Below are 13,431 nucleotides of genomic sequence, written 5' to 3'. Positions count from 1 at the left end.
GGACTAAATATTCAGTCCCACCTCGTACCCTTCAACAATAGCATCAAGGATTTTACGCGGTGATTTAGCATCTCCTATTAGATATACTTCTTCTGCTATGTCCTTGATATCATCGTATAATTGGTTTAGAGGTTTTACTCCAGTAGCTATTACAACAGTATTGGCTAAAATATTTTTTTGTCCTTCCTCAGTATCTACCATTACATGATCGTCCTCTATTGCAATTACCTTTGAGTCGGACATCATGGCAATCCCATGTCTCCTTAAATCTTGAATAAGTGACCATCGAAATGTCCTTCCAATGTCTGCACCCATTTTTGAAAGCATCTCTATGACTGTAACCTCGCGTGTCCCATGTGTAAGTGCCTCTGAAAGAGCGTTCAAGTCCTCACCCTCATTCTCAAGGAGAAAAGCTACAATTTCAGGCTCAATTGTCCCTACCTTGGCAATCTCAAGGGCTGTTTCAAGCCCAGTTCCATTACCACCAATAACAACAACATGGTGGTTGGTCCTAATCGGATCAGCCAGGGCTTCCCAGGCACCAATGACATGCGGCTTATCCATACCTGGAATAGAGGGTTTAACCTGAACTGCCCCTGTTGCAACTATTACTACATCAAAATTTTCTTTCTTGATCCGCTCCGCTGTTGCTTCTGTCTCCAACATAGTCTCAACACCGGAAAGCTGAAGTTGACTACTTAAATCTTTTACAACATTGGCAAACTCACGTTTCCCAAGGGGTAGTGAAGCGATGTTAATCTGTCCTCCCAATTGAGTTGATCTCTCCCAAAGATGTACATTATGACCCCTATTTGCTGCTGTTACAGCAGCCTTCATACCAGAGGGGCCTCCACCAATTACTAAAACTCTTTTAATCTTTTCAGCCGGTTTGGGATTATATTCTTCCTCCCCTTCCCTACCAACACATGGATTTACCATGCATGATACAGGTTTACCTGAGAATATATTGTCAAAACACGCTTGATTGCAGCTTATACAATGAATTATCTCGTTAAATCGACCTTCTCTGGATTTGTTGGGGATATCAGGATCAGCCAAAAGAGGTCTTCCCCAGCAGATCATATCAGCAGATCCCTGACGGATTGTTTTATCCGCTAGAAATGGATCGCCTAATCGATTGGATGCGAATACAGGTATAGATACAGCTTCCTTTATTCCCTGAGCAAGGTAGACAAATGCTCCCCTTGGGACATTGCTCGTAAGTTGTGGGACTCGTGTTTCATGCCAACCGCCTGTGACATTAATTGCATCAATCCCGGCATTTTGGAATTCCTTACAAACAACTCTTGCTTCCTTGTTTGTCAAGGATCCTGGCATAAAATCATTCCCTGCGACCCTGGCTATCACTGGAAAATCATTGCCAATTGCACCTCTTACTGCGGATATTATCTCCAGTGGAAAGCGCATCCTATTTTCAAGGGAACCGCCATACTTATCTGTACGATTGTTGGTTATCGGGGATAGGAACTGACAGATGAGGTAACCAGTACAAGCCAATATTTCCACTGCATCAAATCCTGATTCTTTTACCCTTTTTGCTGAAGCTATGTAATTATTGATAGTATCACTAATATCTTCCTGCGTCATCTCTCGGGGAGTCTCCTTTGTAAGCTTTGATGGTATAGCCGAAGCTGACAATGATGGCATCCCTGTAACAAAGGAGTATGCATACCTACCGGCTTGGTAAAGCTGAGCTGCAACCTTCAGATCGCTAACCTGGTGTAATTCCTCTATAAATTTTGTCATTGAAGGAACGAACCTATCTTCTTCAATACCAATCATAAAGGGACCTCCACCTGCCTTATCCATCGCCATTGGTCCGACAATCATCAAACCCACGCCACCCCTAGCACGCCGTAGGTAATACTGCTGAAATCTCTCGGTTATTGTTCCATCAAGAGTATAAAAAGTGCCCATTGCTGGCATCACAATTCTATTCTTTACTTCCATGTTTCTTATTTTTATTGGTGAAAAGAGCATGTCTAATTTCATCTTAAACCCCCATTCATTAATAGTAACATCTACAATAATACCCTCAACAAACTCACCTTAAAAAATCAAGACAAAAATGATTGTAAATCAATAGATATAAATTGAGTTCAGCATACATTAAATACAATGTAGAGTAAAAAATTCAACATACTATCTTCATTTCCCTTCCTAACAGGAATAGATTCTAAGTGTATAAAATAACAACTCCAGGCACTATATCGTTAGTCGCGATTACCTGTTTTGACTATGAATTATTTACCAAAGAAATAATTTAAAGCATAAATGAAAAATTCTCATTTATACATATTTTTATTTGCCTTTCCGAAAATTATACCATATAATCTTAAGGTTATAGGGAATGATTCCTAAAATATTTCTGTTACAGGAGGTAGCAACAGATGAGATTTGCGAAAGTTTTTTCTATTATCACAATGGTGTTGTTTATCGGATTATACTGCGGTTCTGAAGATTCAGATTATGTTAATGTTGGCAAAGGGGGACCGGAAAATACTTCAGAAGACATCACCATTGACGACGCAATTGTTGAAAATAATGATCTACAGGATGTTTCATCGGTTGACCAGGATGAGGAAGATCTCTTCACAACTGAAGATGAAGCAGATGAATCTGAAATAAGTGACGAACAGAAGGATGGCGAAGGTGATGAGATTAAGGACTCTGATGAATCCACTGACAGCGCATCAGGTGATGATGAGACGAAGGATGATACTGATGAAGAGGACTCGGGCGAAGGCACGGAAGTGACTGACGATGGCGAAGGCGAGGATTCAGGAGATACCACGGATGTTGCTCAAACAGATGATGAGAGTGAAAAGGGAGATGATACTACAGATACCCCAACCCCTGAGATTGCTGAACCTACTGTAACACTTGATTCATCGTCAGGCAGATGGTATAAATCCCCAAAACAGAAACTGGTTGATGATGAGACCTATACAAAACATATAGCTTTAATAAAAAAATATAGATCTCAAATAAAGGATCTAAAAGTCCGGAAAAAGGAGTCTGGAGTTGATGTAGCGGCAATAAAAGATGAGATAAAGAAGTATAGAAGCTTAATAAAAAAATCCAGACTTGTTATTGGTTATGGAAAACATCAAAAGGGTATACACACCTTCTGGTCCAATGAGAATCTCTTTCTGCGTATCAGGGACAACCAAAGGGCAGGATGGTATAAAATTGTTATGGTTGCTAAAAATATAAAAGGACCACTTTCCGAAAAATATAGCCACTTTAATATAACAGTATGGAATGAAACCAATGGCAAGCAGGTTGGCGGGATGAATATCATGGCATCTGATAATCGCTATCATCGAGATAAGATGTTTGTATATCTGGATGAGGGCGACACTGACCTGAACCTTCTATGGTCGAATGACTACTATGTTAAGGAGAAATATGATGCTAATATTCAGATTAAAAAGGTGAGGATAAAATATGCAAAGGCATACAATAAGTCACGAAAGAGTCTAGTGAGAAATGCAAATCAGTATAGCTTTATCGAGGGAAGATGGTTCTGGGATAAAAATACAGTGCGCACCTATTGGGCTAACCAACTCATCGGATTCTCCTTTAGCGACATGAAATCAGGGAAATATAGAATAATACTAACTGCGAAGAACTATGGCAAACTTTCTCCTGATTATACTGATTTTAAGGTTGATGTGGAGGCGGATGGAGTTGGAGCCACAATCTCAATCCCAGCTAATGAGAAGAAATTTAAGAAAGGCAATGCTATTCTTGATCTCACAGGAGGGGATATTGATGTTTCTCTGATATGGACTAATGATATGTGGGTACCTAATAAATATGATACCAACATTCAGATTAAGAAGATAAAGCTAAAACGTATAGATGATTCAGAGAGATCAGCGCTAGCGGCATACCTTATTGCAACTGTTAAGGGGAACAGAGGTCTCATAACTGGGATATTGTTGATAGTACTCATTACACTCGGCAGTATATTCATGTGGAATAAGAAGAGAGTGAAGGAGTAGAATTTTCTCGATTACTGAAGACTAATCTCAATCTTTATATAAAGGCAGTAAAGCAATAACCCGCTAAGATAAGCGGGTTATTGCTTTACTATACTAATGCCTTTTATCATCTAAGGGATGTTATTGATGTCGATATTTTGACACATGACTGATGTGCTCTACATATTAGTATTAGGTTCGATATGCATATTATTTAAAAATTTATATCAACATCAAATCTTGAAGAAATTATCTCAAGTTCTTGAAATATTTCATCACTAATATCATTCATTCCATCAAATAGACTACTCTGTTTTCTCATTACAAGGTTGATAATTTCGGAAGCAACCTCATCATCAATATTTCTAATAATCCCTGCTATTTTAGCAAGGTCTAGTTTTAAGTTAATATTATCACCTTCAGGGTTGTAACCAAGCCCAGTGAGTATAAATAACATGGCAACATGAAACAACTGTTGACTCTCCCTCCTCTGTCTTTCCAGAGTAAATATGTTTTCAGATAAAACCTTTTCAGACATGTTTACACGATCCGCTAATTTTTTTATTAATGAGAGAGCAAAATCCGGATTATTCCTAATAAGGGCATCTAAATTATCCCTTTCTGCTACTGCTAAAAGGCAATCTGTTCCACAGACTGCGGTTTCTGACCTAGGATAATTCCCAAGCACTGACATTTCGCCAAAAATCTCACCTACCTCTGCTGTATCCATTACTATTATATCTCCAGATTTCTTTTTTTTATAGAATAGCACTCTACCCTTTTTAATCAAATAGAATTTATTCCCCTTTTCTTCTTCTTTATATATTATAGTATTCGATTTTAATGATTTTTCATTTTGCATTGTTGTAATGGGTCTCATAAAAAATTTGCGTATCACCTCAAATCCTGGCATCTTCAGATTGAATGCGATACCTTTTGTAAACCTGAATATATAGTATCTTGCTAAAAAAGTAATAAAACCCTTCGGGAGGCATGTAAGCCTTATTAATGAGCCCTTTGGAGCCTGATCATTTGTAAAGTTCTCCCAGACAACTGTGCCTCTTGCCTCTGGTGATACAAAGGAGGCGCATTCAAATAATAGATTAAACTCAGTTCCAAGTCCAAGTGGCTCAGAGGTTCTCAGGAAACAGTTCGCGGCTGTAATATCAAAGGTAACAAAGGTCTCTTCCATATGATGATTTGTATCATTATAAAGAACAACATCAGAGATAACTGGTATGCGTATAACACTCTCCTCAAAAAATTGTGGATTAATTGCTCCAACAAGCAGCAGAATTAAACCGATGGAAGTGGGGAATAATCCCATGATAATAAATTGCTCATCTTGTTTTAGCGATAAGCTCAAAAATTGCATAATACTATCCTGAAATAATAGCATAACTACTGCAACAGTTATAAAGAAGAACATCATTACCCATGTGAATGCTTCTCGTTTCCATCTAAAAAAAGGGATACTTATTGTATTCTGAGTACCCATGGAATTCAGTATCCATCTTTCAAAATGTGGTTGTCTATCAATTGTTAGCCAATCCTCAAAACGGAGGTTCATAGCATCCAGCACATCCATTGGAAAAATCGTATGTATACGAGCTATCATAACCTCCAATATCAGGACAAAGATGATCAAAAAGGGACAGACAAAATAGATCATTTTGCCACCAACGATTAGACTCGTATCAAAAATGCCATGTAGGAGAATTGGTATCAATAACGCTTTAGCAATATACTGTTTTCTATATACAGGCGTCTCACTCAATCGTCTAAGACCAAGATAATAGCCGATAAATCCGCAAGTTGTAAGATGTACAGGAACTGATACAATCAATCTCAATATTATTATAGAAGAACCGAAATTAATTGCATAAAATACATTCTCAACCAATGAAAATCCGATTCCTAACATCATAGCAGAAACTACAGATTCCATAATACTAAAATTTGGATAATACCGATGTACAAGATATATAAGACAGAAGGCTCCGATTTTTTCAATTAAGGCTGCTTTAAGAAATCCATCCAAAGCCAAATCCGTAAAGGGGAACAGTGAGTATATAAATGGTGTACCTAATTTTAATAGAAGAGCAAGCGCTACACCATAGAGGAATGATTCAAGATGTTTAACATATTCCGGTTTATAAATAAAATAGCGAAGGTAGATCAGATAGAATAATGGTATAGGAATTAACGCTAAAAGGATTTTGCTCATTAACATAAAAAATTACCTGATAACTGAATATAGTGTTTTACGTGAAACATAGATATATTTAAACTCTTTGCTCTTATTATTACATCAAACAATTGTAAAGTAAAGACTATATCTAATAATCATTATTACATATTTCAATATATTATAATCATCTTTTTTCTGTAAAAAGCAAATATATTTTACCTATTGATTATTAGACAATTCACATACTTCAAAAATTATTACTTGCTAAATATATCCTTTTTGTTACTATATAATATAAAAATTTTTATTGACAAACACACCATTTACACTTTAAAGTGTTTAGATTTTTACATGCTGCACCTCTTATATTATATTATACTATTACTATTACTATTACTATTACTATTACTATTACTATTACTATTACTATTACTAATACTATTGCTAATAGCATAATTATGTATTCAATAACATACATAAATCAAATCCTATTAAAGGGGAAAACACATATTCAAGGGATGACATACCATTGTTATAAGATAATTGGTTAATATTTTATTTTATTAATTATTATCCTAGTTTAATAGAACAAAATTTTTAATTAGTTTGATACATCACGGGAAAGGATATAACGATATCTTTGCTGAACTGATGTTTTACCAACTATATACAATCCTTAACCTGTGCAACAAATATCGAGTAGTATATATTTATTTGAGGCAAGGATAATATATCCTCTAAAATCTATACAATTAATGTTTTGCAAAGCACGCTATTCAATGGGAATTAACTCTGGCTTTCATTTTTAGTTTAAGTACAATAAAAATTGTCTCAAGGAGTGCTTAAATGATTAAATACCATAAAATACCATTGTTTTATTTTGTTATTTTTATTATGATTGGGTGTGTAATAAAATGTAGCGATGATAACGGCAGCTTTCAATTTATTCCACCACTAGACACTATTCCACCAACTGTTTCCATTTCACCTGAGAGTGGAACAACTATTGGTTGCAACCAAAAAATTATTATTACACTCAATGAATCAGCGGATATAAACAAACTCGAATTAGACGGAGATTTGGCATCAGAGAGCGATGGTGGAACATGGTCATCTGCGACTTATGAGAACGATACCTTAACCATAAGCCCAAATAGCGCATGGTCAGAGGGGATAGGAAGGACTTTAATCATCAGGTGTTCCGATCTCGCCGCAAATCCATTAAATGAAACATTAAATCTTACCTATAATGTTGATGCAGGCTCACCGACTGTAATTGATGTGATGCCGGCAGATCTACTAATTGGGACAACACAAACTATTGAGATTAACTTTAGCGAATCGATGAGCAATAGTTCTCTTTCAATCAGCGGAGATATGTCAGCAGATGATTATTTAGTCTCATGGTCAAACAGATCATCCACTAATGATAGGTTAACGATCACGCCTGATCCTGAATGGACACAGGGACTTGGGAAAACACTAATAATAGACTGTGATGATCTAGTTGGGTTCCCACTTACTCAATTTAATTTGACATATGATATAGATGCTGGCGTACCAAGCGCGACAGAAACTCCTGCAACGGGCTCTATTGTTGATGTATCGGAGGTTATAATAATTACCTTTAGCGAATCTATGGACACTAAATCTCTATTGATCAGTGGAGATATATCATCGGATGATTATCTAATTACATGGTCAAATGGAATATTTGATAACGACCGGCTTATAATTACACCTAATGTTAAATGGACAGAGGGAATAGGCAGGACGCTAATAATTGACTGTGATGATCTTGTTGGGTATTCACTTCCACATTTAAATTTGACCTATGATGTAGATGCAGGTGCGCCAACTGCAACAGAGTCGCCTTTAAGTGGATCAATTATAGATATATTACAACCTGTTGTGATTACCTTCAGTGAATCGATGAACACAGATTCCCTCTCAATTGGAGGGACTATAGTATCTGAAAGTGATGGTGGAGTATGGTCATCTGTGGTCCACATAAACGATACGCTAACCATAAGCCCAGATACTGAATGGGCAGAAGCGTTGGGAAGGACATTAATGATATCCTGTGATGATCTTGTTGGCAGGCCTGTCGCAACCTTAAATTTGACATATAATGTAGATGCAGGCGCACCGACTGCGACGAGCTCGCCACCGAGTGGTTCGATTATAGATGTATCGGATGTTATTGAGGTCACATTTAGTGAATCAATGGACATTGGTTCTCTCTCAATTGGGGGTACGATGGCATCTGAGTGTAATAGTGTATGGACAAATAATGACAAAATCCTAACCATTAACCCAAGTACGGTATGGACAGAGGGGATAGGCAGGACATTAACAGTATCCTGTGACGATCTGGTAGGATATCCTGTTGCAGCCTTAAACTTAATCTATAATGTTGATGCAGGCGCACCGACTGCAATAGCATCTCCAGATAGTGGTTCTATCATAAATCTATCTGATGCGATTATAATCACCTTTAGCGAGTCGATGGATGTAGATTCTCTTTCAATTGGGGGCACGATGGCACCTGAGGGTGTTGGTATATGGACAGATATTGATCAAACGCTAACCATAAGCCCAACTACTGAATGGTCAAAAGGGCTAGGAAGAACATTAACAATAGACTGTGAGGATCTAGTTGGCAATGGAGTCGCCACAATAAACTTGACCTATGATGTGGATGGAGGAAATCCGACTGCTACAGTGTCACCTGTTAGTGGTTCACTTATTATTGATACATCACAAGCTATTGTGATTTCCTTCAGTGAATCCATGGACTCAGATAGTCTTACAATCGGGGGTACGATGACATCTGAATGCGATAGCGGTGTATGGTCAACTGAAATTTATATGAATGATACGCTAACCATAAACCCAACCACTGAATGGTCAGAGGGAATCGGGAAGACATTAACAATAGACTGTGAGGATCTAGTTGGTTATCCAGTAGGGACACTGAACTTGATTTATGATGTAAATTCCCTATCAATTTCAGGCACTGTTTCAATTGAAGGAACGGGATTGGAGGGTGTTGAAATAACCCTTACTGGCCCTGTGACAATGGAAACAATAACTAACTCATCAGGCGAGTATTCCTTCAGAGATATTATGAATGGAACATACCAAGTAATTCCATCTAAAACTGGTTATGATTTTTTACCTGTAGAAATTATAGTTATTGTTGATAATGATGATGTAAGCGCCCAGGATTTTCTTGCGGATATAATAAAATGGCAACTTACATATGGTGGCACCTATGGGGATGTAGCAAACTCAATTCAACAAACTTCTGATGGTGGATACATTGTTGCTGGATATTCGGAATCTTATGGAGCTGGAGGAAAAGACTTTTGGGTACTTAAGCTTGATCCTTATGGTATTGTTGAATGGGATTATACCTATGGAGGAGCGTCTGATGACGTTGCAGAATCTATTCAGCAAACCTCTGATGGAGGTTACATTGTTGCTGGATATACTGAATCCTATGGCGCTGGAGGACAGGACTCCTGGGTGATCAAACTTAATGAAAATGGTATTATTGAATGGTCACCAACATTTGGTGATACTGGCAATGACTATGCAAAATCAGTTCAGCAAACCTCTGACGGAGGTTTTGTTGTATCTGGTTCAAAATATGATGTTAGTGCCACTTATTATGATATGTGGGTAATAAAACTCAACTCTGATGGTAGTCAAAACTGGGAAGAGACCTATGGCGGCAACACCAGTGATTATGCAAATTCAATTCAACAGACCTCTGATGAAGGATATATCGTTGCTGGATATACCTTTTCTTTTATGGCTAGTGGAGGTGGAGGTGCTGAATTCTATATAATAAAACTTAATGATATCGGCATTCAACAATGGAGTCAGGTGTATGGTGGTAATGCAAATGACTTTGCTGAATCAATAGCACAAACCTCCCCTGATAACGGATACATCGTTGCAGGAAGAACAAATTCTTTTACTGCCGTTAATTTTGATGTTTGGATAATAAAACTTGATGGAGATGGGATTGATGAATGGACAGGAATCTATGGAGACAGTAATTATGATAAAGCATACTCGATTCAACAGACATCAGATGGAGGATATATAACTGTTGGAGAGACAAACTCAACATTGAGTGGAGAATTTGAGTATTTGATGCTGAAACTCAATGACGATGGCAGTCAGAATTGGCAAACGACCTATAGCATTCCAGAATGTAGTGCATTTGGTCGATCAGTTCAGCAGACTATAGAAGGCGGGTATATTGTATGTGGATCTGTAGACCAAAGCAGTAGTACAACAATCCAAGATATATTAATACTCAAAGTTGATAATAATGGTAATTTATAATTATGTACCAAATAATAAGCCTAAGGACAAAGATTTAACTATGAAACAGAAGGAGAAGAATCGAAGAATATGCCGTACTAGAGTCAAAATTGAAAATGCTTTTGCCGGAATGAAACACTTGAGGAGAGTGTAGGATGTTTCATGAATAAAACGTGATGATTTTTTAGATCAAACATTTCTTGTAGCTTGTGAATTATAAAATTATTATCAAAGGACAAAATGAGAGTGTTGCAACAACTCTATTATAAAACTATTCTAACATTTAACATTAGGCTTACATTTTTTTCAAAAGTATCCAGGGATCTGCATCATAACGATTCGTTGAGGAGCCTTCAGGATTGTCATATACCACTACAAAGGAAATATCACCATTGCTGGTCAATGTTGGATCACCGATTCCAGCGGCGTTGCCAGAGCTGATAACTAAATCTCTTGGACCAAAGCTGTCCCAATTATTATTATCCATTAATTTTGCGCGGAATATCGCAAGTTTTCCATCGGTATGGTAAAAGCTAAAATAGAGATACCAATCCCCTGCATTATCCTTATAGAGATGAGGCTGATGATCTGTCACATCGGTATTTAAAGACGATAGATTTTCGGGCACTGCCCATGTATCACCGTTATCACTGCTTGTTGAATACCAGATGTCATGATAACCGTAACCACCTGGTCTATCTTCGCTGTCAAAAAAAAGAACAAGGTTCGATGAGTTTAGCCTTTCGATGTGAGGATTATCTTCATGAGAGGCTACACTATTCACATAATCTGAGATGCTGCTGCCAAGTCCTGTCGGATTATATTCAGTGTCTTCGATTATTCTGATATCCTGCTTATAAGGATCTGGTGTGTCATTTGAAGTGAAGGTCATTATTTCAATCCCACTACCATCGAATAGAGCAAAAGGAGCCTCCTCGGAGTAAAAGGCCCTTGCCATATTTGATAATGTCCATTTTTCAAATGGTTCTGATGTTGAACCTCGATTTGTGTATAAAATGTCGGAATGTATCCATTCATAGTCACTAAGTGGATTCGTTTGAAAGTCCATTCCAAATGACGGACCCCTCCTATAGGGAGCAAACTCCTCCGGCATAAGTGGCGGATCAGCTAATATTACCGATAAAAAATCGAGTGGTATATAAGTACAATAAAGATGAAGACCATCGCGGCTGATATGCACCCCATCTTCCCATCCCATTATAGCTAACTGCTGTCTTTGAGGTGTGTGGTATTCTTCAAAATTAGCAACTTCCAGTCTTATAGAATCTTTGAAAGTAGTCCATTGATCAGCCGACATATTATAGGACGCTTTGTTTCCTGCTGAATCTTTAACTATCACATTGTAATAATAGGTTCTCTCCAAAGAGATATTGATAGATTTGCTGGTAATATCTGATTCAAACTCTCCAACAGGAATACCATTCTGCTCAATTTCTGTTACTGAATTGATATTGTTCGCATAGGAATAATAAGCTAAATATTGCAAAACTGTTGCTTGATCATCTGCAGCAGGGACCCATTCCAATTTTACATTGGTTTCAGATATTGTTGAGACTTTGATAGTTCCAGAACTAAGTATCGGTTTTATTGTATCAACTGGTGGGATTATTTCGTTATTATTATTGGATTGGCATCCGGAACTAACAAAAAAAATGTGAAAAGAAGCGTCCACAGTTTTAGAGTAGAGTTCTTATTCATAACAACCTATATGCAACAAAAATTATTTTTTAAATACTTGTAACAGACATAAGATCAGATATTATAAATAAATCTACGTCTAACGTTTAAACGAGTGCTAGGTCTATTTACTTCACCTGAATTTATTTGTTACCTTCTCATAAAAGGTTTGCTGCACTGCTATCTCATAATTTTCCATTAACATATAATCTATTAGTCCGATCACCTTTTTGAAAATAGCCATGCAAAAAACACTCATTTATAAGAGTAACGATATCATATTCTTAAGAATAATCAACAATTAAATAAGGCTTCCTGTAAAAGTATATATTTAGACTATACAGTTAACATTCCACATTTACAGCGTCTCATGTGACGCTGTAAAATATGGGCAAGAAGAAGCCTTCGCTTTAATAGTTTAAATAATATCTGACATTTACAAAAGGTCAATCAAGTCATCTCACGCAATACTATGAGAAAACAGTCTGCTAATCGGGTACAAACACCCGTTTGCGAAATCTGCGTTTCGTGAATCCGTTCTTGGTTTTGCGTCTCTTGCAGTATATCATGATCGTTTTCGATCTCATCTATTCAACTACGGTTTTATTTAGTTCAGCTATTAACGCCTGGAATAATTTTTGACCTATTTCGAGCAATGCTTCACGAATCTCTTTAATTGCTTTGTCAAGTTTTGGTTGACTAATTCCTATTGATGTATTGATATTTACACATATTTTTATTTTGTTCATATAAGTAAGGCTCTTACTAATGTTTTAACTCTTTTGCAAGAGCTGGCCTTGCCCGAAAAAGAGGACATGAAGTTAAGCAAAAGAAACGATAATAAGCTTAACGGAGGAGTCAATGAAATCAAGAAGAAAATTTGACAAACAATTTAAGATCGATTCAGTAGAGTTACTGGAGAGAAGCGGTAAAACAATTAGTGAGATATCTAAAGATTTAGGGATAAGGCCTGATCTTTTATCAAGATGGAGAAGAGAATTAAGGGATAATAATGGGAAAGCATTTCCTGGTAGAGGTATTCCTCGGGATGAGGAATTATATAGGCTGAAGAAGGAATTAGCAGATGTAAAACTGGAGCGTGATATATTAAAAAAAGCAGTGGCCATTTTCTCAAAGACCGAGAAGCGAGGTACAAATTCATGAGAAAACATAGCGGCAAGTTTCCGGTGA

7 protein-coding genes are annotated in these 13,431 nt (G+C 37.1%); 3 read left to right on the top strand and 4 right to left on the bottom strand.

The genetic code is table 11. From position 1 onward, the window contains the following. Positions 1-3: 3 nt before the first annotated feature. On the bottom strand, positions 4-2,013 hold the full coding sequence (locus SVZ03_08740) for an FAD-dependent oxidoreductase (protein ID MDY6934292.1): 2,010 nt from the start codon (positions 2,011-2,013) through the stop codon (positions 4-6). A 398-nt stretch (positions 2,014-2,411) separates the two neighbouring features. Here SVZ03_08740 and SVZ03_08735 point away from each other — a divergent pair, with 398 nt between their 5' ends. Further along, positions 2,412-4,031, top strand: a complete 1,620-nt coding sequence (locus SVZ03_08735) for a hypothetical protein (protein MDY6934291.1) — start codon at positions 2,412-2,414, stop codon at positions 4,029-4,031. A 193-nt stretch (positions 4,032-4,224) separates the two neighbouring features. Here the strand turns inward: SVZ03_08735 and SVZ03_08730 are convergent, their stop codons facing one another. Further along, entirely contained in the window at positions 4,225-6,243 is a 2,019-nt protein-coding gene (locus SVZ03_08730; protein MDY6934290.1) for a cyclic nucleotide-binding domain-containing protein, read from the bottom strand. An 804-nt stretch (positions 6,244-7,047) separates the two neighbouring features. Between SVZ03_08730 and SVZ03_08725 the strand changes: the two genes are divergently transcribed. Then, positions 7,048-10,563, top strand: coding sequence for an Ig-like domain-containing protein (locus SVZ03_08725; GenBank protein MDY6934289.1), 3,516 nt, complete (start codon positions 7,048-7,050; stop codon positions 10,561-10,563). Positions 10,564-10,837: 274 nt separating this feature from the next. On the opposite strand, the gene SVZ03_08720 is transcribed toward SVZ03_08725, so the two are convergent. After that, complete coding sequence (locus SVZ03_08720) at positions 10,838-12,235, bottom strand: sialidase family protein (GenBank protein MDY6934288.1); 1,398 nt, start codon at positions 12,233-12,235, stop codon at positions 10,838-10,840. A gap of 592 nt (positions 12,236-12,827) precedes the next feature. Further along, positions 12,828-12,989 carry a hypothetical protein gene (locus SVZ03_08715; GenBank protein MDY6934287.1) on the bottom strand — a complete coding sequence of 54 codons (162 nt, stop codon included), beginning with the start codon at positions 12,987-12,989 and terminating at the stop codon, positions 12,828-12,830. A 112-nt stretch (positions 12,990-13,101) separates the two neighbouring features. On the opposite strand from SVZ03_08715, the gene SVZ03_08710 reads away from it, so the two are divergent. After that, on the top strand, positions 13,102-13,404 hold the full coding sequence (locus SVZ03_08710; protein MDY6934286.1) for a transposase: 303 nt from the start codon (positions 13,102-13,104) through the stop codon (positions 13,402-13,404). Positions 13,405-13,431: the final 27 nt, after the last annotated feature.

It is taken from the genome of Spirochaetota bacterium (assembly GCA_034190085.1).
GTDB lineage: Bacteria > Spirochaetota > UBA4802 > UBA4802 > JAFGDQ01 > JAXHTS01.
This window is presented reverse-complemented; position numbering and strand designations above follow the sequence as displayed.